Here is a 26930-nt window from a genome sequence, read left to right as displayed (position 1 = left end):
TTGGTTTTAAAAAGAAATAAAAAAGCCGCCCGAAGGCGGCCTTTTTATTAAACTAGTGCGTAGTCGTCGTCTTCAACTAAGAGAGTGAATGACTCATCAGCATCGGTATAGACATTGACTAGGCTGAAATCAGTTGCTTCATAACCTAATTGGTTTAGGTAATCGATATGCTCTTGATCAAGCATTTCAATTTCGTATTCACTGATACCTTCGCCAAAGCTTACGTCGATGTTTGCGACCACTAAACCTAGGTCGTTACCTACGTTGTTTTCTAGCGTTTCGGCATCCAGAGTTAGACCGCTCTCAAACCCAGTACCTTCGACGACTTCAAAGCCTTCAAATCGAACTACCGCATCGCCGTTTGTGACTAACGTATCAAGGCCTTCGCCACCTTCAATTACACGCTCTTTGTCTGTATGAGAAGCTGCTTCGATGGTAGAGATGTCAACTACGTCGTTACCTTCACCAAGCTCAATCTTGAATTCGGTATATTCTGAGCCCATAAAACCAGCCAGTGTGACATTGTCATCACCCGCACCGGTTTCAATTTCAAACGTGTTACCCCAAGCGTCGCTGTTACTTCTAACACCAACATAAATCGAATCGTCAGACTCAACGCCTGTAGTATCGATTTGGCCACGTTTCACGTTGAGCACATCGATGTGAGATGTACCGGTTGAAGATTGGTTAGTGATGTCGACATCAACAAAGTTGTCGATCGTGATTGATTCGTAAGAACCATCAACCTTCGCTTCTTTGTAACCAGCTTTATTCCACTCTGCTGATTGAAGTACAAAGCTTGTGAATGGCACATCATATTGACTGTTAATTGTCGCTGCAATTATGCCGTCTTGATTGAAGAAATCAGGAACGATAAAACCGTTTTCAGGTGTTAGATCTGCTGAAGAACCTGTTCCGTCCAGGTTAGTTGTACCGATAATGACGCTCATTGGGAATCCTTTATTACGATGATCATTAATTTACCATTCCGTCGCATAGCGACCGGATCACTGAGTCCTTTGTTCATCAACCATTGCTTCATGCATCAATGAACAAAAGGTTGAGTCATCATATACAAAGAAGTTTTGCATTAGTGATCTTGAATATTGATTTGGTAATTATTTGGTACTGTGAATAGAAGTGGTTCCAAATAATTAACATGCTGTATCTATTGGTTTGGCGCTGTATTTTTCTGCTCTTGTTGATAGAAATGATTATTTAGTTATTTATCAGTAATTTTAATTGAAAGTTGGATCAGTACCGATATGGCTAGCATTTAATTCATACCTTCTTTCCATGGCTTATCATCTAATGTGCTGGATTGCTTGGTTATCTTACTCCTGAAATATGGGGCTCCCATCAACATGTTGAACTAGACCATAGGTCTAACGGTTTTGAGCAATCAATGATCTTGATTCAGAAAGTGCCGTGCTGCTACCTGACAAGCCAATGAAGCGAAGCATCTCGAAAGATCAGCAGTTCCTAACCATTCATCCTAAATATTTTCAGTTGACGCCCTATTGTTACCGCTTATCTCAAACCTAAGCACCTTGGCAATGCATTGATTAATCTTCCAACATCACGACCAGATAAGGACGAAAGCGATGAATGTGAAGAAATCTGTACTGGGCATTTTTCTAGGGGCTATGGTTTCAACATCTACTATGGCAGCACCAAGTGAAACATTGATTAGTCAATACAATCTAGCGGCGGAAGGGGATGAAAACAAAGTCAGTGAGGTGTATCAGCAACTCACTCAGCAGATCAGCAAGCAAGGGGCTGATGCACTTAGTTTGGTTTACCTCGGTAGTACCCAAACTTTGATGGGTAGAGATGCGTTTATGCCATGGAACAAGATGAAATATACCGAACAAGGTTTAGCGACTATTGCAAAAGGATTGAGTTTGATTCCAGATCAGCCAACTTATCTTAAACAACAAGAGTGGCGACAAGGATTACCCGAGAACATTCTTGCTCAAGCAATTGCCGCGGCTACATACACTTCATTGCCCGATATGTTTAATCATTTTGAGCGTGGTTACGATCTATTTTTAGATCTTCTCTCAAGTGAGGATTTTTCTGCTCAGAGTTATGAAGCCACGTCTTGGGTCTATATCTACGCCATTCAAGCTGCGTTGCGTGCAAATGATGCTGAACAAGCGATGAAATGGCTAAATGTGATGCAAACACAAAATGCTTCCCACCCGATGACGCTTCAAGCTGAGGCGATTATCCAGCAATCTGTTTGAGGTAATATCATGATTCAATTCAAGAAAGTCTCAAAGCGCTACCAACTCGGGGAGCAATATGTTAAGGCGCTTAAACAGGTGAGTGGTGAGATCTCCAACGGGGAGATGGTGGCATTATGTGGTCCCTCCGGTTCAGGTAAAAGTACGCTGTTGAATATCCTTGGACTGCTTGATATGGAATACGAAGGAGAGGTTTTGTTTGCTGGCCGAGTGTGCCCAAAGGATTCGCATGTTGCAGCGCAGATTCGCCGGACTCAACTGGGCTTTGTATTCCAGCGCTTTAACTTAATTCCTGTCATGACAGCATTAGAAAATGTGGCTTATCCATTAATGCTGAATGGGTTTAATGCATTTGAGCGAGAAGCTAGAGCGAAAGAGATTCTGGAAAAAGTCGGACTTGGGGGCTTTATAGGTCATCGCCCCGATCGCCTTTCAGGAGGTCAGCAACAACGCGTTGCTATCGCAAGGGCATTAGTTCACCGCCCTCAACTGGTAATCGCAGATGAACCGACCGCCAGTTTAGACAGTCATACCGCGAATGTGGTGATTGAGCTAATGAAGGCGCTAGGTCATGAAATGGGAACCACCTTTGTTGTTGCAACGCATGACCCACGTATGGCAGAGCATTGTGATCGGTCTATTTTGCTGTCCGATGGTGAAATTAACGGGGAGGAAATGCGATGGGCAAGTTAATCCCTCAATCCATACGGTTGGCATATCTGAATCTTACGCGTAACTCGCGCCGTAGTATGTTATCTGTTGCGATCGTTGCTATTGCAGTCTTTGCGTTGACCAGTGCAGGAGGCTTTGGCTTATATACCTACGAATCGTTGCGAGAATCAACCGCGCGCGATATCGGTCATCTAACTTTAAGCCAGCCAGATTACTTTGAGCTTGATGAGGAAGTGCCTTTAGAAAATGGTTTAGCGGACACCGAAGAAGTGATCAAAGGCTTGTTGGCCAATCCTGATATCCGTGGCATCCAGCCTCACATCGACTTTAACGGATTGATTTCAAATGGCAGCAAATCGACCATTTTTGTAGGTAATGGCGTGAATGACAGAGAGTTTGATATGAAAGGGCCGTTCCTTGATGTCAGAGAAGGAAAAACGCTTTCAAACATTGCCAGTCCACGTTACAACGTGCAGGAACCAGAAGTGATGTTGGCCGTGGATTTAGCGCGAAATTTAAAAGTCACCGTTGGAGATTGGATCACGTTGTTAGTGACCACAACCGATGGTGCGTTGAATGCCTTTGACTTTAAGGTTCAGGGGATTTATTCCACAGGGGTGCCTGAATTGGATAAGCGAGAGCTGTACATACATGTGAATACGGCTCAAGAACTACTCGCTTCCAATAAAGTGAGTACATTGTCTGTTTACTTGTTTGATATTGAAAAAACTGATGCCGTACAAACTCAAATCGAAAGTGCATTATCTCAAGTCGATTTGGCGCAAAACATGGCTGTGACGCCTTGGCAGCAACGCGCCTTTTTTTACGACAAAGTGAAGAATCTGTATGACCGAATCTTCGGAATCATGGGCGCAGTGATGGCGATGGTGGTATTTGTGTCGTTGTTTAATACGTTGACCATGTCTGTAACGGAACGCACTCGTGAAATTGGCACCTTGTCTGCTCTTGGCACTTATCCTAGCGAAATCGTGGCAGGGTTTATTAAAGAGTCTCTTCTTATGGCACTGATTGGTTCACTACTTGGTGGTGTGCTTACAGCGTTAACAAGCGCCATCTTGTTTGTGTCTGACATTCAAATGCCTCCTCCTCCGGGGAGTACCGAAGGTTATCCACTGAATGTCTATTTTTCTTTCGAACTTCTTGCCTATACCGCTTGTAGCGTACTGGTTATCTGTGTTTTTGCTGCTTGGATTTCTGCACGCAAAGGGGTGAATAAACCTATTACTGAGGCGTTAATTTATGTCTAAGTTGTTATTAACCAGTTTACTCTTTATTTGCTCGTCTTCTTGGGCGAGCACGGTTGAACAGATGCTAAAACAAGCTGATCAGTATCGTTTAAATGAAAGTGCAGCCAAAGTCGTGTCGTTAGTGAAGTTATATGAACATGACAAGTTGGATAAGACACGCCAATACCATGTCTATACCCGTGAGAATCGCGAGTCTTTAGTAGTGTTCAAATCTCAAGTTGAAGCTGGGCAAAAAATGCTGATGCTGGGTGATAACTATTGGTTGTTGATGCCAAAAAGTCGTCGTCCAATTCGAATCACACCGATGCAGAAACTGCTGGGTGAGGCGTCGGTTGGCGATGTTTCTACGCTAACTTGGAGCGATGATTACCAAGGTGCTCTGGTGGGTGAAGAGGTGATTACCTTGGATGGTCGCGCCATACAGAGTAATAAACTGGAATTGAGTGCGAAAACAAAAGGTGCGAGTTATCAGCGAATCACGTTGTGGCTCACTGCTGATAATGATTTTCCGCTAAAAGCAGATTTGTACTTACGTTCGGGTAAGCTAGCAAAACAAGCGTTATTCCAGCAAGGAGACGGAGTAGAAGGCATTCGGGTCGATGCGATGATTTTGCTTGACCAGATCCAGCCAGCGAAGAAAACGGTGATTGAATATCAAGCCGTGACACCGTATCAGCTGGCAGATAAGTATTACAACCCGGCGTTTCTAACACGTAACTCTCAAGTGGATCTCTGATATGAAAGCCATCAGTGTTGCATTGCTTTTAATTGTGTCCAGCTCTGTGAATGCGAACGTTCAGATTGAGTGGGACTGGATGATAAGTTCTGACTACGTTGAAAAACGTGAAAGCACGATCTTTGTTAACAGCGAACGCAATAACGCTCAAAGTGTCAATGCGCTTTTGGATGCACAAATAACATGGAAAAACTGGACTGGTCTTTTTGCTATCAAGGGAAGTGAGCTGTATAGCAATGAATCTCAACATCAGTTTGATGCTGAATTTGTGGTCCAAGAGCTATTCTGGCAATCAAGTTTTGAGTTGGGAACGACATCGCTGGATATGAGTGTTGGAAAAATGCGTCTCGATTGGGGGGTAGGTTACGCTTACCGCCCATTGGATGTATTCAAACCTTATCGGCGCAATCCTGTTGGAATACAAGTGGAAGAGGGAGCGGGGGCGATTGTGCTTTCTAGCTTTGAACAATCAGGTGAATGGAGCCTCATTTACAGTGATTCCTCATGGAATAGCCAAGCAGGTTCAGAATTGTCTGAAGCGATTGAACAACAAGGAATCGGTATTCGTCGATATATGTTGGTCGATGATCATGAGTGGCAAGGTCTAGTGTATTACGATGATGTCAGACATGGTCTGGTTGCGGGTTCTCTAGTAACGGTTTTAAACAGTGAGCTTGAGCTTCATGGCTCTGCGTTATACCAACGTCAATACCAGTACTTTTCGTTAGGAAGCGTTTTCCAGCCTGTCGAATTGCAAGAAGAGGCACATGGGTACCAAGCATTGATCGGGCTAAGTTGGGCAAATGGGGTTGGTCATCATGTGATTGCCGAATATTGGTATGACAGTCGCGCTTGGGATAAAGAAGATTGGCACCGCGCTTTTGATCATGCTTCTATGCTTAAGCTACAAAATGAAGCATTACTGGCAAGCAGCTATGCGTTAGGTTACCAGCAGGTTAATTTGGTGCAGCACAATATTATGCTGCATTGGACGTTAGATAGTTCCGCATGGGGGCATTGGAACTGGAGCCAGAACCTAGGTTGGCTTTCAGATTTAACGCCGACATTGGATATTATGTATTCCCCAGATGATCGAGGTGTGATTGCTACGCAGTGGTTAAATTATCAAGCATTCGATTCAGGAGATGCTTCGATGGAAATGGAGCTTGCCGCACGCTTTTTTACTGGCAGTGATTCATCTGCGTATGCAAATCTGCAAGACAAGTATATGATTCTTTTTAACTTAAAAGGAAAGTTCTGATGGACAATCACATGAGTCACTGGCGTGGGTTTGGTAAAAGTTTGGTTTTTACGTCACTGTTTTGTTTAGTGATTGCAGTCATTACCAAGATGATTTGGTCAAGTGCATGGGGTGAACATTTAGCCATCAGTTTTGGTTACGGTTATTCTGCGGTATTTACTGCCCACTTACTAAGCGTCTATAAGCCAGATTTACCCTATCGTTTTATTAATCTACTATCGGTGACCAGCTCGATGATCTTTGGCACCGCCAATGCCCACTATTGGCTTAAGAAGTATGAAAAATTTAGTGACTTCTCTGATCTGCAACCAGTCATGGCACTTGGGTTGATATTTACCGTTGCTTGCTTCTTTTACTTTTATGCATACGAGCAGAAAATTGTGGCAGAAAAAGAGCTCGAAATTGCTAAGCGTAAGCAGTCGGAACAAGAGAAGGCTTTGTTGCTGAGCCAACTGAACCAATTGCAAAGCCAGATTGAACCTCACTTTCTTTTTAACACCTTGGCGAATATCAATGTGTTAATTGAACAAAATCCGCCCTCTGCAAGCAAAATGCTCGAAAAACTCACCGAACTGCTGCGAGCAACTTTGAAAAAAAGCCGTCGCCGATTAGTTACCGTTGAAGATGAGCTATCTCTGGTTGACGCTTATTTAGCGATTCATAAAATTCGCTTAGGTAATAGGTTAGAGTATGAGGTGAGTGTTGAATCGCCATTGAGAGAAACCCTTTTGCCTCCAATGCTACTGCAGCCTTTAGTTGAAAATGCAATTCAGCACGGCATCGAGCCAAAATCTGACAGTGGCAAAGTGCAAGTGAGTATTACTTGTGATGATGAATTATTTCATATACGAATCACGGATACGGGGGTTGGGTTATCTGACGGCAACTCAACGACGGGAAATGGCATCAGCTTAGACAATATTCGTCAACGATTACACGCTCTGTTCGCCGAGAATGCCTCCTTTGGTTTGAGTGAAAACCGGGAAGGTGGGACAACGAGTCATATCGCAATCAACAGAACAGCACTAGAGACATTAATACAGTCAAATGGATTGATAGATGAGTAAGATAACCGCAGTAATTGCAGATGATGAACCTTTATTGAGGCACCATTTAGATAAGATGCTGGCAGAGTTGTGGCCAGAACTTGAGATCGTAGGTTTGGCTGCCAATGGCGCTGAAGCTATTGAATTAGTCCAGCAATATCATCCTACGGTCGTCTTTCTCGATATTCGAATGCCGCAGCTCGACGGAATGTCAGTGGCTAAGCAACTGTCGAAAATGGCCACAGCGCCACTGGTGGTTTTTATTACAGCTTATGATGAATATGCGATCCAAGCCTTTGATAATAATGCGATAGATTATCTGTTAAAACCTGTCTCTGAAGCGCGATTAATGACAAGCTTGGAACGTATAAAGGCTAGGGCGTCATCTAGTTCTGACGCAAATCCTGATGTGTCGGTATTACTTGAAAAGCTGCAATCTTTATCACCCTCAACATCGGCCACTGAATACTTGAAATGGATACGTGTTCAGAAAGGCGAAGACATCCATCTGGTTTCCGTTTCTGATGTCCTGTATTTCAAAGCAGAGGACAAATACGTCACTCTGTACAAATCAAACATGGGTAAAATAGAGGAGTTTTTACTCAGAGCTTCGCTTAAAGAGTTGCTTCACCAGCTCGACCCAGAACATTTCTGGCAGATTCACCGCTCGACGGTGGTTAATGTTTCAGCGGTTGAAAAAGTAAAGAAAGAGTTTACAGGTAAAATGTATGCTTATATTCAAGGTAATAAGCTTTCAGTGAGCCGGGCAATGCAATCAAAATTCACTCACCATTGGTGAATTCCGAAAATTCATTGCCGTTACCTCTTCTGGCTTAATCGCTTGAGAATAATAGAAGCCTTGAATGTACCTAACTCCAAGCTCGTTCAATTGTGAAAGTTGTTGCTCTGTTTCTACCCCTTCAGCAATGACCTTCATGTCCAGTTGTTTCGCAAGTTGTATCATTGAGACCAAAACTGGGGTGATGGAGGATTCTGCATGAAGGCTCTTAATGAAGACCTTGTCAATTTTCATCACATTGAATGGGTGTAGGTGGATAAAGTTCAAACCCGAATAACCCGTACCAAAATCATCAATCGCAATCTGGTAACCGCTGGCATGCAGTTCTTTCAGTGATGCGACGGCTTCTTCAAGCTCATCCGCACTAAATTCCACGTTTTCAGTAATTTCTAGCAATAGCTTTGATACCAATTTGGGGTGCTTTGTAGCGAAATCTTGCAGGTATTGGATAAAGCTATTGTCGATAATGAGCGTTCGACTGATGTTAACGCTGATATAACGATTCTTTAGTAGCTTTTTATTGCGATAAAGGAAGTTAGCCACAGAGTCGAGCGTGTTTTTAGTGATCACATCAATAACCCCTAACTTCTCAGCTAAAGGGATGAAAATATCGGGTGATATCTGCCCTTGGCTTGGATGATTCCAACGAACTAACGCCTCACAACCGCTCAACGTATGATCGTTGCTATCGACAATCGGCTGTAAGTACAGCTCAATTTGATCGTTTTCAATGGCACTTAGCAGTGAAAACTCCATCGATCTTTTCGCAAGGGTCTGATAACGGATCAGTAAGTACACCACCGACAAGGCGCTAGCAATAAAAATAGCTTGCCAAATATGTTCGAAAAAATGGTGTTGGAAAGTGGTGGCATTCAAATAAATGGTGATCGATAGCGGGTAAAGATGCGATGAAAAGCTAAACAGCGTATGGGCATCTTCCATTGAACCCGCGTCGCTGATGATTGATTGATCCAAAACCTGGATGCGATAGCCATAGTTTTGCTCGGCTAATAACGGCTCAACCAGTTGGATGAATTGCTTTGGTGGCATCAATGCATTAATGCCTTCTTTCTCTTTTTCAGAAGCGTACACAAAAAAGGTTTGCAGCTTGCTTTTAGATTCCGTCAGTGAAATCGTTGTATTACTCGGGGAGTGGTAGATTCGGTCTAGTACTGAGCTGTACAGTTTGATCTTTGTTTTACCTTCGTTGCTAGTACAAATGACGTAATTGTCTCTGTACATCCCCACTTCTTTTAGCATTTCAGAATGAAACGCGTATGAACGAAGGGCTAGCTTGTCCTTGGTGGTACAACTGTCGCTAACTTGTGTTTTTAGCGCTCTTAGTTCATCTGAAATCTTATTGATATGGTTTTCGAGTATTGCAATAGAGGCTTTACCATCAGCCATGGCATGGTTTCGTACGTGGTAGAAATTGAGCAGAACAGCAGTCAAAACAACGACTATAAAGATAATGACTACGGGGAGGTAGTTGGGTAGGTGGTCTATAGCTTGTGCAATAAAGCTGTTTGTTTTTTTTATATTAGATCTCTGGTGCTGCATAAAGAGTTAAGCCAACGTTTTTATTCACTATAAGCCGTCTAGCAAAAAAGTTATAAATTTCATTTTGTTATTAGAATACTATCACGCTTATTGTAAATCGCAGTTTTGTATCTGTCTTATTTATGAAACAAACGCCAAACGAGACACTTTACCGACTATCATTCGATAGTTTTCTGCTACCTCTCGGCAAGTGCTATTCATGATGTCAATAAAGTCGTCCATTTTTAAGTTTTAAATTCTGGTTTTTCCTCTTATTGGTAAGAATATCTGCTAATTATTATCCATGAGACGATATCCTTTGATACTTTTGTAAGTCAAATACTATAAAAGTGTGCCATAACATTAAAAGGTACGCAGGGCAAAAAGTGAACAGCTTAAGTTTGTCGAAAGTCGGGGGGATATATGGCTGTAGAGGTGATTGGTCAACAGGCCGTCGTACAAAAGATTACTGGGGAAGTCATTGCAGTTGAACATAACGGCAATGCCCGAATTGTTAATGTTGGAGAGACGCTCGAGAGAAACGAAATTCTCATTACCGTGAATCGCTCTTCTGTCGTTCTTGTTGCCGATGGTAACCAGTTTCTTGTCGATGAAAATTGTTTAGCTTGCTTGTATGAGCCTTTAGCTGATGGCGATCTTATTGCCGTTACCCCGATAAACGGAGAAGTCTCAGTAAATACTGACTTACTGAATGACAGTGGGATTACTGAAGATGACTTTGCTGCAATCTAAGATGCAATTTTAGCGGGGGCCGACCCGACACAGATCCTTGAAGCGCCTGCGGCAGGTGCAGGTGCTTCTGGTTCAGCAAATGCTGGTTTTGTGACGATTAATTATAATTTTGCTGAGACGATAGCCAGTACATTCTTTGAAACCGCAGGTTTCGATTCGACAACCCAAGAAGAGCAAGAGCAATTTGACCCACTGATTTTGGCCGCGGGTGGTGAAGGCCTTGCCGCAAGTCTTCAGGAAGGTATTTTATCTCAAGGTTCTTACCCTCAATCTACCACCGTTTCAGTGTTGGTTAACTCAGGTGATTTACCTCTCGATCCTACCTCTTTTGTTCCGGAAGCCAATTCTCTTGCTGCGTTGTTAGCTGAGTTAAATTCAGATATTACTTCTGCCGGAGAGCCGGTTACTTTTCGTTATGATGCCGTTGAAAATGCCATTATCGGTGAACAGGGCGGTAATGAAGTTGTCCGTATTGATATTGATGCGGTGAGCTCTGGTGTTGATGTGTCTCTTTCCGTTACTGCGACCATTAGTCAGCCCATTGATCACAATCCATCTGTTGGTGGGGGGCTGGTTTCTATTGCAGGCGACCAAATCATTGTGAATTTGGATGTGACTGGTGCTGATAATGCGGGTAATGAGATCCTATCCCCAATTGATATTAGTGTTGGTATTTCTGATGGCTCCAACCCACTGGCCCAAGCCACCGATGTCACAACGGTTGAATCCGAATCAGCAAGCCTGAACGGCACGTTGTTTGAAGAGGGAAGCGATCAAATCCAGTCTGTCGTTTTCACCGAAGATGCATTAGCACAATTTGATGATCTTTTAAGTGATAACCAAGCCATCACCGCGACCTTATCCGATGATAAGACAACGATAACGGTGACAATCAATGGGACACAGGAAACGGTATTAACGGTTAGTGTTGATGCAAATGGTCAGTTTTCTTTCCAACAAAACCTTCCATTAGAGCAGGTCGGTAACGGTGATGATATTGAGCTGAGTCTTCCTGTGATTGCCACTGACTTTGATCAGGACACCACTGACAATACGCTAAATGTCACCATTACTGACGGCCAGAACCCTACGATTAACGCCACTGAAGGTTTAGATTTATCTGAATCAGGTGTTGCGGGTGGTTCAGAAGAAGGAGTGGCTGCGGTTACCGACACGGGTACAATCGACTTCACTGCAGGTAGTGATGCGGTTGATCATTTTGAGCTTGAGCCAAGTGAATTTAACCAAGATGGTGCGTTAACCTCACAAGGGCAAGCCGTGATGCTTGAGCTTACCTCGAACGAGAATGGTGTACGAACTTATAACGGTTATATCATCATCGATGGCCAGCAAGTTAATGTATTCGAAGTTAAAGTGGATAGCCCAACTTTAGGGCAATACGAAATCACTTTGCTAGAACAGCTTGACCACTTAGGTGCTGATGATAGCGAACTCTCATTTAACTTGCCCATTTATGCCGTTGATGCCGATGGCGACCGATCATCGATAGTCGCTGGTGGCAGTGAGCAAGCGTCGCAAATTGTGGTCACAGTAACGGATGATGAACCATCTCTGGTTGATCAGTCGTTTGATCTGACTGAGCCTGTTGTTGCAGGCAGCGAGGTCGCATCCTATTCCTTATTCGATCAACCGGGTGCGGATGGTGCTTTCATCACTTCATTTACTTACGGCACTGATAGCTACACATTGCGCGATGACTTACCCGCAGATCAAGAGCAGGCTTTTTCTTTTGCAGAAGGAACCTTGTATGTTACCCGTGATGGTAGTGTGCGCTTTGAAGTCGCGCGTGATATTGATCATAGCGCCGATGAAACCATTCAGAAGCAACTGCAGTTTACGGCAACCGATGCTGATGGCGACACAACAACGTCCGATCTAACGCTTAATATTTCTGATGGCGCTCTGCCAGAAATCGCCAGTGTTGAGAGTGTGGATTTAGCGGAAAGTGCATTAAGTCATGGTTCGGCTCCAGGAGACGCCACACAAACTGCCGAAATTACCTTCACTGAAGGTAGTGATGATTTCAGTCATTTTCGTATTGATGTCGATGCATTCAATACGGCAACAACGCTAACTTCTGACGGGCAGAATGTCACTCTCGTTGAGGTTTCCCAAGGCGTGTATCAGGCGACGATTACCGATGCGTCAGGGACGATCATTCCTGTATTCCGTATTGAATTTGATGCCAATTCTCCGGGTAAATACACCTTTACGCTTCAAAAAGAGTTGGATCACAGTGGATCTGGCAATGACGATATTCAGTTTACGTTGCCGATTTATGCGGTTGATACTGATGGTGACGACTCAGCGCAAGCCAATATCCAAGTGACGATAAAAGATGATATTCCGACCATTGAAGATATCACTGCAGGCAGTGTTACCACGATCAATGAAAGTCATATTGCCACTGGATCTGATGCGAAGCCGAGCAATGTAATTAATGGTGAGTTTGTCACTGAGCAAGGCGCTGATGAAGTGGTGTCTTATCAGCTCGCAAACAAAGATGCAGTCATTGAAAATATGACGTCTGCTGGCGAACCGCTAACGATGACGGAATCTGTCACAGCAGGTTCCACTACTTACCAAGCGATGGCAGACGGTAAAGTCGTATTTGAACTGATACTCAACAGCGACGGCAGTTACAGTTTTGAGCTTAAACAGCCATTGGATCATGATGTGAATCTTGATGACTTGCTACTGAACTTCAAAGTGACGGCAACAGATGGCGATGGCGATGTCTCCGCGCAGTTTGAATTTCCAATTACTGTAACGGATGACAAACCAAGTATTGATGGGTTTACTGGCGAAAATCGAGTTGATGAAGATGATCTAGCATCTGGCTCAGATACCGTCAGTGCAGATGACAGTGTGATTAATGGTCACTTTGATGTTACGGAAGGGGCTGATGAAATTGCCTCTTACGAGCTTGTTAATCCTGATACGATTTTGAATGGTTTATCCGTTGATGGTAGCGCCTTGGAATGGGCGACGGTTGAAACATCCGGTACTCAAACTACATATACGGCGATCATTGAAGGTACCAACACGCCAGCCTTCAAAATCATTTTTGATGCGAGTGACAATAGCTACCGTTTCGAGTTGCTTCAATCTCTAGACCATGCTGATGGTGCAAGAGAAAATGAGCTCACAATCAACATTACAGTCGTCGCGAAAGATTACGACGGTGACAGTAGCGATTCGTTTACGTTGCCTGTGACTGTGGTGGATGATGTACCAACGTTAACGGCTCAAACAATAGAGACAGTGGAGGGCAGCCGAAATCCGGTGTCGGTTGATATGTTTGCCACTGACACAGATAAAGGTGCCGATGGTGCGTCGCTCACTCAGCTTGAAGGGGTCAGTGCAAATGGTGTCAATATCATGTTTGGTGACTCCCCAGCAGATATCAACGCGACGTTTGATATCCCATCCGGTGAATCATCAATCAAAGTGTATGAAGTCAATGGCACCGAGATACGCGAGCTTGGTGAACTGACGGTCAATAGCGATGGTCAAATTGAGTTTGTTTCCAAAGATACGTTGCAGCATCAGGGTGATGACATCTCATTCACGATCAATGTGACAGCAACGGATGGGGATAAAGATACCTCGACACAGCCAGTCGAGATTGTTATCACCGATGAGCAAGCCACGATGATCCCACTTAAAGTGGTGACATTCGAGGACTCGGGTCGCAATGACAGTATTGCGTTTGCGCCTGGCGTAACGGTTGATATGGAAAACGCAGAAGATAACTTAGCTTCGTTGCCTGACGATCTGGCACAAGTTGCCTTAAGTGTGAATCTTCACGATGCTGATAACAACGAGTCTATTGGTGGCTTGACCATTCATGCGGGGGACCACCATGGAACATTCTTTTATGAAAAAGATGGCTTGTTATATGAGCTAACCCCGGATGCCTCAGGGAATATTCATTTACCTGCAGAGTTAATTCAGCAAAGTGCCACCGTGAATGCAAATGGCGACACGATTGCGACCATCGATAATTTGTATTTTGTTCCCGATCGCCACTTCTCAACCAGCCAAAATGGTTTTGATGTCAACTACACCATGGATATCAATAATAATGGCAGCTTGGATCATTCGCTAGATGGCAACTTTAAAGTTGAAGTTGAGCGTGTTGCTGATATCGCAACTTGGGATGACAACAATAGTACATACCATTATTCACTCGACGAAGATGACGCGAGCGCGACGTTACACTTAACGGCTCAAACGCAAGATGATAGTCAACCAGAAGCCATTACCTATCAGCTCACTGTGACTGAAGGGGCAGGGAATTTTGTATTGATTGGTGCTGACGGACAGCCTATTGCTGAATCATCACCGGGTGTGTATTTGATTTCCGCAGCAGATATCAACTCAATAAAAGTAGATCCTAATGATAACTTCTCTGGTCAGATTCGTTTTGACGCAGTGGCGATTACAGAAGAACGCAACAACGCAGTCAGTGGAAAAGAGACCGCAGAATCTGAAGTCCAAGAAGTGATCATTGATGTCTCCCCAGTGGCTGATGAAGGTTCTTTCTCAGTAAACCGAGTGGACATATTTGAAGATAACGCCTCCCATCAGAATGCAATCGATCCAACACAGGAGCATGATCCGCTATTGGTCAGTGAAGTGGTGACAATGACACCTTCACCGGACCAAGATAGCTCCGAGTCAATGTATGTGCGTATTTCTGACTTCTCTGTTGATGGTGTTGAATTGGTATGGCTTGATACGTCGATGCCAAGCCAGATCACGCAAGTGACATTGCCTGACGGCTCGGTGTATTACGAGATCCCTGAGCAGTATCTAGATTCAGTCGAAATATTGCCACCGCTACATAGCAACCAAGATTTCACGTTTAACGTTGAAGGGATCATTAAAGATCAGGCGACGTTATCCGATGGAACAACTGTCGTTGATGAAACCTCATTAGGTAGCAAGGAAGTCAATGTTGCAATTAAGGGGGTTGCTGATACTCCAGAGATTGTCATTAAAGATGGCAACACCGATTGGAGTGAATTTACTGAAGGTGACACCTCGGGCATCAAGACGACCATCGATGAAAATGGCACCGCGGAGCTCAATTTCTCTGTTGTTTCTGGAGAGTATTCAGATAAACCGTTAGATCAATCAGAGTCATTAACTGTGCTACTTTCGAATATTCCTGAAGGCGTGGTTCTTGAAGACAGTGACGGGACAACGATTGACTTAACGTTTGTTGGTTACGATAGCAATGGACAACCTATTTATGAAGCGGACATTAGTGCGCTCCATTTTGATACTGGTATTGTTGTTCGTCCTGTGGATTCGGCAACGGCTAATATTGAAATCACAGCGACCATTGTTGTAACTGAAGATGACGGGCATTCAATCACGGTTGAGAAACCAATCGTGATTGAGGTGGCGCCAGTCATTGATACACAAGACAATTATCTATCGCATTCTCGTGGGAATGAAGACAGTAAAATCACCATCAACTGGCAACCAGAAGGGACAAAAGTTGATGCTGATGAATTCTACGCCGATCTCCAGATCTCGGGTGTTCCTTCCGGTGCTTCTGTCTTTATTAATGGTGAGGCAACGGCACTTACTGAAGGCACTACAGTTACCATTGATGGGGTAAAAATCACCTTTGAAAATGGTGAGCTATCTTTTGAGCCGGATGGAATATCAGAACAAGAGTTCTCTGACTTGATCAGTCAAAATGGTTTTATCCAGATCCAGCCAGAAGCTGATTCTAGTGCCGACTTCACCCTAACAACTTCAGCGACAGTGAAGGAAATCGATGCTGAATATGAAGATGCATCTAATCCGGGGCAAGGCATTGCTGAGAAAGTGGTTAACGGCCAAATTGATGTAACTGTGGTTCCGGTGGTAGAGCCGGAAGATGCTGACAACAAGCTGGAAGTGACCGATGCGGCGGGTGCTGCTGAATCTGTAATTCACGCTGGCGATGATGGCAGCATTGAATTTACCATCAACGATGCCAATGGTGACGCCAATATTATCCATTACTTGGAAACCGATGGCTCTTCAGATGAGCTGGTGACTGAATTGGTGGTTCAATTCAATAATACTGATCCAGCCGTACTTGAACAGCTCGTGATCGTGGGTGCAGTGTATGAAGGAAATGGACGTTGGGTGATCACCGATGAAGAAAACTTCAGCATCAAAGCGCCAAATGGCCTGAATTTGTTCGACCAAAACCAACCGGGCCAAGAAAATACCATAGATATTACTATCTTTGCCAAAGTGACGGATGCAGGAGAAGACTCTCCCGAAGCAGCCAACAGCGCTGAACGCGAAACGGACGTGACACTATCCTTCCCGAAAGTAGTGAACCCACATGATCCAGATAAAGCGGCAGACGTTGATATTAAAGATACTGCCGTCATTACTGGCACCGAGGACAACTCAGTCAATTTAGGTGAGCAACTCGCTGATGAAATTGTGATTTCTGGTCATGATGGCAAAGAAGACATTGTCACAATTGTGATTGACGGAACGGTGACGATCAATGGTCAGAGTTACCCGATCTCTATCAGCGCGAACGATATTGATTTCACCAACGGAAAATATGTCTTCCAAGGTGGGATAGATGCTGATGGAAACCTGACAGGCTTTGATGGGCTAAACTTGAACTTGCCTGAAGATTTCTCTGGTGATTTTGAGCTTCCAATTACCATCATTACTACTGACGTTTCTTCTGGGGATGAGAAAACAACCACAGAAAACGTAACCATTCAGGTCTCTCCTGTTGCTGACACACCAGACAGCACTCAGCCTAATGACAGTACACTGACGCCGGAATTTGATGTGGTAGTGTCTGGTTCATTGGATGAAAATATGGACCCTATCGATATCGATGGAACCGCAGGGGCTGACACTGTCGGATACGAAGACAGCTACATTCAACTCGCGTTTACCTCGACGTTAATGGATAACTTTAACGGTGTTGATGGGGGAGACGAAGTTCTTAGTGAAGTCACGTTAACATTAGCTGATGCAAGTGTTGGTCAGTTTTATGATGCCGATGGTAATGCGTTAGGGACAAGTATTACTTTCTCCGCTGCTGACATTGCTGCTGGCAAATTGGATGAGGTACTGTTCAAGCCTGCGCATAATTACCCGACGGGCAACGATGACAACACAGTGACGATCAATGTTTCTGGTACAGTGACAGATACCGCTACGTTCGATCAAACGGGTGCCGCTTCTGAATCTGATAGTGGTCAGTTTAATACGAATGTTAGCTTCGAAGTTGTACCTGTTGTGGATGATATTGAGGTCTCTGGAGCTGGTGGCGATGGTGTCATTGATATTGTTGGAACAGAAGATGAACCAATCTCACTAGCAACAACAGATCCTGTGACGGTATCACTGACCGATACCGATGGCTCCGAACAGTTTATTTCTCTCAAGCTGACTGATGTTCCGGATGGTTTCTTGGTTCAAGCTGTATCAGGAAGTGGTTACACGGTTAAGAATAACGGTAATGGTGAATGGAGTATTAAGCTACCGGCAGGTGCAGGCAGTGAACTTGATCTAAGCAATATTCAAATCGTGCCACCAAAAGACTTTAGCGGTCATGTTGATATCAATATGGAAGTGTTTACCCAAGAAAACTTGTTGGGTGTGCCGGTAAAACATGATGTCGATTTGCCAAGTATTAGCATCGATGTGCAACCGAAAGGGGACGTTGTGGATGTTGATCCGGTTGATACCGTTGAAGGTATTGAAGGAGAAGATATCCAGATCGATATCAATGCCCAAATTGTCGACAATAAAGACTCACTTCCTGCAAGCAGTGATTACCAAGAGAATGAGCCAGAGACCTTGCGAGTTGAGATTTCTGGCGTCCCTGACGGCGCGACCATTTCGATTCCAGGAGTCACGCCAATTGAAGTCGCTGACGGAAAATGGGTATTTGAAATCTCAGCTCAGCAGTTGGATAACGTGGTATTCAATTCAGGTGACAACAACCATGAAAACTGGGATGGGAAGCTTCAGTTCAACGTGCAGTCGAAAGATACGGGTGTAGATGGCACGACAGTAGACTATGGTCCATCACAAAACTTTGAAGTTTCCGTAGATGTTTCGGAAGTGAATGACGCCCCAGAAACCACGCCTGTTACGTTGCCAAATATTGAAGAAGACCAAGCAGATCCAATGGTCATTACATCTGCTGATTTGCTTGCCAATGCCAGCGATATTGAATCCCACAACTTAACCGTCTCTAATTTAGTGCTAAGCGATCCTGCGATGGGGACCTTGGTTCAAATAGATGCTAATACTTGGCATTTTGTACCAGCAGAAAACTACTATGGGGATGTCAGCTTCAGTTACGACATTACTGATGATGGCACCACGGATGGCGTGGCCGATCCGCAAACGGTGGAAGGTAACGCTTCATTTACCGTGGAAGCAACCAATGATGCACCTGAAATTGATGGAAGCAGTATTACTACTGAAATTGAAGAAGGCGCTGGGCAGAAGATTTCTGGCGTGTCGGTCAGTGATGTGGATTACACTGGGCCGCATGCTGGCGAGGCAATGAGTGTGACACTAAGTGTGGATTATGGAGTGCTTTCGGTTGTTGCTCCTGCCGGAAGTTCAGTGGTAATTTCCTCGGGCATTAATGGTGAGGTGATCTTGGAAGGTAGCATTAGCGACATCAACGCATTGCTATCAGCAAGCGATCCAAGCGTTGGTGTGTTTGTGGATACCAGTGGTATTCCGATGGAGCAGGTTCAGTTTACTGTTAAAGCTGATGATCAGGGCGTCTATTATGAGAATGCTTCTGGCATGGTTTTAGAAGACGAACAGTCCTTTACCATTGACGTTAAGCCTGTTGCTCAGCAACCGTCATTGTCAGTTGACCCTGACTTTAACTACGTGAAGCATATTTACGCTCAGCAAAGTGTCAGTAATCAAGGAATTGCGTTGGTAGGCTTAATTGCCGTTCTCGCTGATATTAATGAAGTGCTTGCGCTTGAGCTGACCAATGTGCCTGATGGTGCTACGTTAATGAGCAGTGCAGGTAGCGTCATTCAAGATGGAAATGTATGGAAAGTTTCTGAAGACGCAATAGAAAGCTTGGTTATTCTAGGCGCACCTGAAGGCGCGCATCAAATCACTGTGACAGCGGTATCAACTGAGTCAGATGATTCAACAGCATCGTCTGATCCTGTGGTGGTCAATCTAGAAGTGACAGCTGATAGTGGCGATGTAATTCAGCCAACACTAACGGAAGATGCATTAATTGCGGCTGGAAATGAAGGCGCTACGCTTCAATCTGGCAGTGGTAATGATCGTATCGAAGGCGGTGATGGTGCTGATCATCTGATTGGTGGTGAAGGTAACGATACACTTCTTGGTGGCGCAGGTGCTGATGTATTAGAGGGTGGCCTAGGTTCAGATATCCTAACGGGCGGCACGGGTGCAGATGTGTTTGTTTGGCGTGATATTGATAATGGTGCCCAAGACACCATCACGGACTTCAATTTAACAGAAGGCGACCAAATTGATTTGAGAGAAGTCTTACCTGAGCTCCAATCTCCAACGGTTGATATGGATGCGTTATTTGCACATCTTGATGCCAAAGTTGTAGATTCCAATAACATCGAATTGACGGTACATGCGGATTCTACGGGTGGGGAGTCTCAAACGATTGTGGTTGAAAATCTAGGACAACAAATCGATTTCAGTGGTATGGATTCCGCTCAAATCGTAAATACCTTGTTAGAGCAAAATGTGATCATGCACGATACATAATTTAGGGCCTGTTGATCTTTCGAGATGATTTTTGCAGCCATTTGTGGGTTCTTTGTACAAGGCAGAGCTTATTCGGTGTAGTCGCTCTACATCAATGAGCGATAACGCAGTAGAAATAAGCCACAAATGCTGCCCAAAGGGTTCGTTTCTATGCCTTTTACTCTTTGTTGCAAGGTATTTGCTTAGAATGACTAGGCGTCACACCTTGCGTCGCGATTAAAAGGCATAGAATTCGAACAAAATTTAACCGCAAAAGATCAACAGACCCTAGTCACTTGCAAAACAAAACGCCCTCATAGATTGAGGGCGTTTTTAATTGATTAACCAATAACAACTTGTCCTAAAACGTAGCCTAAACAACAAGCACCAATAACACCAATGAGACCAACAGACATAAACGAGTGATTAAAATACCACTTGCCAATCTTGGTAGTGCCGGATGTATCGAAGTTAACCGTTGCAATGTCAGAAGGATAGTTCGGAATAAAGAAGTAACCGTACACTGCTGGCATAATCCCAATCAATAGTGCGGGATCTAAGCCTAATCCAAGGCCGACAGGTAACATCATGCGCGCTGTTGCTGCTTGAGAGTTCACCACTACAGAAACAATAAATAGCGCGAGAGCGAAGGTCCAAGGGTAGTTTGTCACCATCTCTACGATGCCGGATTTGAACTGAGGCATGGCATATTTGAAATAGGTGTCTGACATCCATGCTATACCAAAAATAGCAATCGCTGCGACCATGCCTGATTTGAATACCACACCGTTTGGTACATCGCGTGGATCTGTTTTAGTTGCCAGCAAAATAACCCCACCAAAACACAGCATCATCATCTGGATAATGATTGACATGCTAATCGGCTTTTCGCCATCCACAATAGTGCGTACTTCAGGAACCATAGCGATAATAACGATGGTCACGATAGAAGCTAAGAAAATGAGTACGGCGTTACGTGCGGAAGAAGGGAGCACTTCGTCCAACGAAGTCGCTGTTGTGCTTTCAATGCGCTTACGCCATTCAGGATCTTTTAGTCGAGCTTGATAGCCCGGATCATCATCCAGCTCTTTTCCTCGTTTGAGGCTGTAAAGCGACATGAGTAATGTACCAAATAAGGTTGCTGGTACTGTCACCATCAGAATCGAAACTAATGTAATTTCATGTTGAATATCAGCAAGCTGCGCCAAATAGTACACAACGGCTGCGGAAATTGGAGAGGCCGTAATCGCAATCTGTGAGGCAACAGAGGAAGCCGCCATTGGACGTTCAGGACGAATGCCATTTTTCAATGCAACATCACCAATAATTGGCATGATCGAATAGACCGCGTGTCCTGTCCCGAGTAGAAATGTCATTGTGTAGGTGACAAAGGGGGCGATTAACGTGACTCGTTTAGGGTTTCGTCTCAATAACCGCTCCGCAACTTGGAGCATGTATTTCAAGCCACCCGCGGCTTCCAAGATGGATGCACATGTAACCACGGCAAGAATGATCAACATCACCGTTACCGGTGGGGATGTTGGTGGCATTTTGAAAACAAAGACTTCGATGACAAGGCCAATACCCGACACGACACCGAGGCCTATGCCACCATACCGAGAACCAATGTAGAGCATGAGCAATAGAAAGAGAAACTCAAGATACAGCATACTAATAATCCCTTTAAGTTATTGTGATATCAGCATTTTCTCTCTAAGTGGGATTTTTTTTTCGACTCTTGGTCACACAACTTACCAATACAAAAATGGAATGACAGGAACAAGATTTTCTTCACGAAATCAATTCGTTAAGTTGGATTAATGTTGGTTGCATGTAATGAAGTTGCACATTGGTAGTGTTAAAGATGTATATAGCACTGGGCAGAAATGTATGATGGATCAAATGACGCTTTAGTTTGGGTTATTGTCGTCTGGTCTTTTTCAATATTTGTAGCAATAACTCAAGAACGGATGCGATGCATACAAAGGTGACGACATTGACCACAAGCAATGTGGCATCAAATGGATCGGTAAATAGGTTGTAGCTAAAACCAAACAACTCAGTGACATGCTGTCCAAGTAACACGGCGAGAAATATAACGATAATGTTCACTAGAAAGTCCTTGTCGGTCAGTGGCTGAGAATAGAATCATGCTATCACAGCAAGCGATAGTTGGTTCGCTTGCTATGATATTTAGTTGGGTCATTAATGACTCAATTGAACGATAGTATGATGTTGTACGTTCTTAAATTGATGCAGTAGTGGAATGGTCTAAAAATAATGGGAATATAATAAAAAACACTGCGTTTTATTATACTTATCTAAGTGAGATGGAAGTTAAAACTACTTATATAATAAAGGGTTAATTCAACTTGTTGATAATATTCTATGCTGCATTATCAAAATGAAATAAATGCTATCTTTTTCATAACAAGTTCATATACTGGTTAGAAGTTGTTCAAAATATGACTGGTATCACGTTCGTGAATTCAAACCAAGTCGAATAGTCAGTGGAGGGCGAGATATGACACAACAGGAGAGTTTGTTTCAATGGCAGCGAGTTCAGCGGTTTAATTTTTCTGTCTGGACTGTTTTAAGTGGTGTGCTCCTTGCCCGCACAAGTTATTTTATGGCATGGCCATTTCTTATCGTCTTCCTATATCAAGATTATGGTGCCACCGCGACGGAAGTCGGGGGCATGCTGGCAGCATCAGCATTAGTCGGAGCAATTACTGGCCTATACTCGGGCTATTTGTCAGATAAATTTGGTCGTAAGTGGGTCATGGTGTCGGGGAGTTGGATTGCTGCTCTGGCATACAGTGGCATTGCGATGGCAGACCAAGTGTGGCAGTTCTATGTATTAATCATTATCACTGGCTTAATGCGTCCCATGATTGAAGCGCCAGCGAAGGCTGTTATTGGTGATAATTTAGAGGATCTTAAAGATCGAGAGCTTGCATTAAATATTCGTTACTTCTTGCTAAATTTAGGTGGTGCAATTGGCCCTCTTATTGGCGTGACGCTCGCTTTGTCTGAGCCACAAAAACTCTTCTACTTTGCTGGAGTGACTTATTTAGTTTATGGCGTATGGCTGCTTGTCGGGATAGAGCGAAGCGGCAAAGCTAAGAAAGTGGATCGTTCGCTGTTACCTAATTTTCGAGCCACTCTTAGAATAATCAGCAAAGATAATATCTTTGTGCTGCTTATGATCGCCAACTTTCTGATGATGTTTGTGTACGCGCAAGTTGAATCATCCATTCCACAAGTGATTGTTCGCGCGAGCGGAGAACAAGCAGCACAGATCATTGCAGGTTTAGTGCTGGTCAATACGTTAACCATTATCGTATTTCAGTTTCCTATGCTTAAGTGGTTGGAGAAGGTTCCTCTCTTTACTCGAACCCGAATAGGAATGGCATTGATGGCATTGGCACAGGTTGGTTTTATTATGACTCCTGCCGACTGGCCTATTGGTTGGGGTATCGCCTGCTTTATTCTGAGTCTAGGGGAAGTGATTGCGTTTCCTACGTTAAATGTTCAAATAGACAGAATGGCGCCAGCACACCTGCGCGGTTCTTACTTTGGCGCTGCTGCACTCTACTCACTTGGTTTTGCGGTAGCCCCATTGATTGGTGGTATGGTCATTGAATCGTTAAGTTCAGCATGGTTGTTTGGCGGCTGCTTTACGCTTTGTTTGCTGATGATGTGGTTATACTGGCGAGCAGAGCACACGGAAGATAGTGTCGAACGAGAGCCTGTAACACAAGCTTAGAATCAGCCCTCACTTTGAGGGCTGACTCATTTATTCAGTTAAGAAGACAAGATGTGAACTGACGCATTATTAAATTCGAAAGATAAAATAAGTTGCAACTCTCTGATAGCTTTCGTTTGCTAAATTGGTATTTTCAATAAATCAAATAGATACAGAAATACTCTTAATATTTATGCTTATTTTTTATGATCTTTGAAAGGTTTTATTAAGTTATACCTCAAGTATATTTATTGTGATCAATATTATCGTTTGAATATATTCTATTTATTAAAATAATTTTGCAATATCACATATAAATGGAATTTTGTTATGAACAAATACATATTTACTGCTTGCTTAATTTCGACAGCTTTTTCTACTTATGCAAACGATTGGACTGTACCTGATTTGATGGTAGGGAAAAAAGGATTACAACAAACAGTTCAGCATAGGGTTGTGGGAGAAGGAATAGATTTTTACCAAGTGACTAGAGGGAAAAGCGTTGGGGAAGCGTATCTATTATCCTCTGGTGTCCTTAATTCAAAGGATGTTGACAAATATACTGAATTTCTAAATAAACACTCAATAAAATTTTTATTAGAAAAGGCTCCAGAGCTTACACCAAATAATAGAACTTTAGAGAGTATTATACGAATTAGAAATATAGGAAATAAAGAAGAAACCAAGTTATTGGCTAAAGAACTACAGAAAAGTGGGCTAAATTTTTCTGTCCGTTACTCCGCACAAGATGGTTATGAAACTAGTGGTCCATTTACTATCAGTTTATTGCGCATTGATCTAAATAAATACCAAGGAAAGATCAAAAGTATTTTAGCTAAAGATAAAATATATGATGCGGAGTCAGTTACGAGTATGGCTGCTCGTAATGATGCTTTAGCTGCAATTAACGCCGGCTTTTTTGTGTTTAACGATAAAGTTGGAGATTATGGGGCGCCTGCTGGTATTTATGTACAAAACGGAATGTTATTAAGAGATGCTTCGAATGGGAAAGCGGGTTTGCTCATTGATAACTCCGGAGAAACAACAAAATTGCAGATTGGGTCATCCATTACCAGCACTTCATTCTTGTTGATTAATGGAGAAAAAACTCAGATCGACGGCATAAACCGCCAACCAGGTATTTTACTCAATTGTGGTGGTTATGGTGATACACCATCAAATGAAACTATGCATGACTACGTTTGTACTGATAAAGATGAAATCACAGCATTCAATTCTTTTTTTGGCGAGAGCTCTCCATCAGGAGAAGGAAAGGAACTTATTGTTAACCCTGAAGGCAAAGTTGTCAGTATTGCTGATCGTCTAGGTGCGAATATCAAACCGGATTACATCCATTTGCAGGCCACTGGAGGTTTACTCGACTCAGTTAATGTTGGAGACAGCGTGGTAGTAGAAAGCCTAGTTAGGGTTGATAATAAGGACATTGCATTAAAAGAAGGCATGACAATTATCAATGCCGGCCCGGTCCTTGTAAAACAAGGTAACATTGACAAAACCGCAAGAAATGATGGTTGGAATCCATATCCTGAGATCGGCTCTGGTGAAGGAGCACAAGATGATGATGGGCTTGGAGTAGCCGCAAGCGATAACCGAGAAGGTTTCTATAACGGTTGGATACTTCGTCGCCACCCAAGAACCGCGATTGGTATGACTGACTCGAACATCGTTTATGCCGCTGTTGTATATGGACGTCAGCCTACGGTGACGGAAGGGGCAAGTATTAGTGATATGGAAAACCTAATGAAAGCGCTCTCCGTTGACAACGCTCTGAACTTAGATGGAGGTGGCTCATCAATGATGATTGTGGATGGAAAAAATACAGGTAACTCATCAGACGCTACAGAAAGAAAAGTATCAGACGCACTTATATTTACTAAGTAATAGTGAGTTGCAGTAAGCCCGCTGAATAGCGGGCTTTTTTATCTCTATCGTGTGATCAGTTCGATGGGTTCACCCGCATGCTGTGGGTCAAGTTTTAGCGTTTGCGTTGGGTAAGCAATGTCTGCATCATGCTGGTGGATGATGGTCATGATTTGCAGCAGAACATCTTGTTTTACTTCATGGTAACGAATCCAATTTACCGTTTTTGTAAATGTGTAGATCAGTAAATCCAACGATGAAGGGCCAAAGGCGTTGAAGTTGACGATCAGCGTTTGCTTGGTATCGATATCAGGGTGATTTTCCAACATAGTTTTTATTTCGGATACGATCAGTGCAACTTTAGCTCCGTCGTCATAACGTATCCCGATATTTTCTTTAATACGGCGGTTCAGCATTCGGGACGGGTTTTCGACTACGATATTGCTAAAGACGGAGTTCGGCACATACAAAGGTCGCTTGTCGAAGGTTCGGATAATGGTCATTCTCCAACCGATACGCTCAACGGTTCCCTCAATTTGACGATCAGGAGAACGAATCCAGTCTCCAACTTTGAATGGACGATCGAAGTAAATCATCATGCCACCAAAGAAGTTGGATAGTAGATCTTTGGCTGCCAAACCGACAATTAAACCACCGACACCACCAAATGTGAGTAAGCCCGACAGGCTAAGGCCAAAGGCCTGCATCACGGTGAGTGCGCCAATTACAATAAAAAATAGTCGTGCAACTTTGGCAACGGCTTGGACCGTTGTCTCATCCCGACTTTGAGTGGTAAGCACGTACTCCTCAATATTGTTGATAAGTCGCATGATGACCCACACAAATATTGCAATGACCAACAGTAACTTGAGTGTACTTAGCCAGTTAAGACGTGTGCCCATGTGTTCTTGTAAAACAAAACCAAGGGAAATGGTTCCAGGCCAACACCAGATGAGTGTACTGATAGGTGTTTTTAGAGCCAGCAGCGTTAGGTCATCCCAATGAAAATTGGTTTTTGAGACCAACACTTCTAGGCGGTTATAAATAATGCGCCAACACACCCAAGCTAAAAAGCTTGCTGCGGTGATGAACAGTACATTGTTGTCCCAGCTATCAATAAAAGCGTTTACGTTACTCGGTAGCTGGCTAATCCATTCATTCATAAAGTCATATCTTGTAATTGAGAATGTTC

The 26930-nt window shown here is 43.5% G+C and carries 15 protein-coding genes and 1 pseudogene; 11 read left to right on the top strand and 5 right to left on the bottom strand.

The features are described from left to right. Positions 1-47 precede the first annotated feature (47 nt). A complete protein-coding gene (locus tag ACQEXS_RS09855) occupies positions 48-950 on the bottom strand; it encodes a hypothetical protein (RefSeq protein ID WP_427013697.1) in 903 nt (300 codons plus the stop codon). 654 nt (positions 951-1604) lie between these two features. On the opposite strand from ACQEXS_RS09855, the gene ACQEXS_RS09850 reads away from it, so the two are divergent. Genes ACQEXS_RS09850 through ACQEXS_RS09820 form a run of 7 tightly spaced genes read left to right on the top strand, consistent with a single transcriptional unit; the run spans position 1605 to position 8031 of the window. Continuing rightward, positions 1605-2249 carry a hypothetical protein gene (locus tag ACQEXS_RS09850; RefSeq protein WP_427013696.1) on the top strand — a complete coding sequence of 215 codons (645 nt, stop codon included), beginning with the start codon at positions 1605-1607 and terminating at the stop codon, positions 2247-2249. A gap of 9 nt (positions 2250-2258) precedes the next feature. Then, complete coding sequence (locus ACQEXS_RS09845) at positions 2259-2942, top strand: ABC transporter ATP-binding protein (protein WP_427013695.1); 684 nt, start codon at positions 2259-2261, stop codon at positions 2940-2942. Beyond that, positions 2930-4189, top strand: a complete 1260-nt coding sequence (locus tag ACQEXS_RS09840; protein WP_427013694.1) for an ABC transporter permease — start codon at positions 2930-2932, stop codon at positions 4187-4189. The genes ACQEXS_RS09845 and ACQEXS_RS09840 overlap by 13 nt, the downstream gene beginning before the upstream one ends. Next, a complete protein-coding gene (locus ACQEXS_RS09835) occupies positions 4182-4925 on the top strand; it encodes an outer membrane lipoprotein-sorting protein (RefSeq protein WP_427013693.1) in 744 nt (247 codons plus the stop codon). The genes ACQEXS_RS09840 and ACQEXS_RS09835 overlap by 8 nt, the downstream gene beginning before the upstream one ends. Before the next feature lies 1 nt (position 4926). Further along, the gene (locus tag ACQEXS_RS09830) at positions 4927-6186 is read left to right on the top strand and encodes a hypothetical protein (RefSeq protein WP_427013692.1); all 1260 of its coding nucleotides are present in this window, start codon (positions 4927-4929) and stop codon (positions 6184-6186) included. Beyond that, on the top strand, positions 6186-7253 hold the full coding sequence (locus ACQEXS_RS09825) for a sensor histidine kinase (RefSeq protein WP_427013691.1): 1068 nt from the start codon (positions 6186-6188) through the stop codon (positions 7251-7253). Before ACQEXS_RS09830 ends, ACQEXS_RS09825 begins: the two co-directional genes overlap by 1 nt. Beyond that, entirely contained in the window at positions 7246-8031 is a 786-nt protein-coding gene (locus tag ACQEXS_RS09820) for a LytR/AlgR family response regulator transcription factor (protein WP_427013690.1), read from the top strand. The genes ACQEXS_RS09825 and ACQEXS_RS09820 overlap by 8 nt, the downstream gene beginning before the upstream one ends. Here the strand turns inward: ACQEXS_RS09820 and ACQEXS_RS09815 are convergent. Further along, on the bottom strand, positions 8008-9438 hold the full coding sequence (locus tag ACQEXS_RS09815; protein WP_427013689.1) for an EAL domain-containing protein: 1431 nt from the start codon (positions 9436-9438) through the stop codon (positions 8008-8010). The two genes, ACQEXS_RS09820 and ACQEXS_RS09815, sit on opposite strands and share 24 nt — an antisense overlap. A 555-nt stretch (positions 9439-9993) precedes the next feature. On the opposite strand from ACQEXS_RS09815, the pseudogene ACQEXS_RS09810 reads away from it, so the two are divergent. Further along, positions 9994-13857 (top strand): annotated as a pseudogene (locus ACQEXS_RS09810) (retention module-containing protein); the annotation flags it as partial. Positions 13858-13998: 141 nt separating this feature from the next. Continuing rightward, entirely contained in the window at positions 13999-20130 is a 6132-nt protein-coding gene (locus tag ACQEXS_RS09805) for a cadherin-like domain-containing protein (protein WP_427013844.1), read from the top strand. Positions 20131-20450: 320 nt separating this feature from the next. On the opposite strand, the gene ACQEXS_RS09800 is transcribed toward ACQEXS_RS09805, so the two are convergent. Further along, positions 20451-21779: an anaerobic C4-dicarboxylate transporter gene (locus tag ACQEXS_RS09800; RefSeq protein ID WP_367990178.1), complete on the bottom strand. Its 1329-nt coding sequence runs from the start codon at positions 21777-21779 to the stop codon at positions 20451-20453. Positions 21780-22029: 250 nt separating this feature from the next. Then, on the bottom strand, positions 22030-22221 hold the full coding sequence (locus tag ACQEXS_RS09795; RefSeq protein ID WP_427013688.1) for a hypothetical protein: 192 nt from the start codon (positions 22219-22221) through the stop codon (positions 22030-22032). Between the two features lie 412 nt (positions 22222-22633). Here ACQEXS_RS09795 and ACQEXS_RS09790 point away from each other — a divergent pair, with 412 nt between their 5' ends. Together ACQEXS_RS09790 and ACQEXS_RS09785 are read left to right on the top strand one after the other, a co-directional pair. Beyond that, a complete protein-coding gene (locus ACQEXS_RS09790; RefSeq protein WP_427013687.1) occupies positions 22634-23878 on the top strand; it encodes an MDR family MFS transporter in 1245 nt (414 codons plus the stop codon). A gap of 309 nt (positions 23879-24187) precedes the next feature. Then, a complete protein-coding gene (locus tag ACQEXS_RS09785) occupies positions 24188-25759 on the top strand; it encodes a phosphodiester glycosidase family protein (protein WP_427013686.1) in 1572 nt (523 codons plus the stop codon). A 44-nt stretch (positions 25760-25803) separates the two neighbouring features. On the opposite strand, the gene ACQEXS_RS09780 is transcribed toward ACQEXS_RS09785, so the two are convergent. Then, entirely contained in the window at positions 25804-26901 is a 1098-nt protein-coding gene (locus ACQEXS_RS09780; protein WP_427013685.1) for a mechanosensitive ion channel family protein, read from the bottom strand. Between the last annotated feature and the right edge of the window lie 29 nt (positions 26902-26930).

The sequence above is a fragment of the Vibrio sp. TRT 17S01 genome (assembly GCF_050113695.1).
Taxonomy (GTDB): domain Bacteria; phylum Pseudomonadota; class Gammaproteobacteria; order Enterobacterales; family Vibrionaceae; genus Vibrio.
This window is presented reverse-complemented; position numbering and strand designations above follow the sequence as displayed.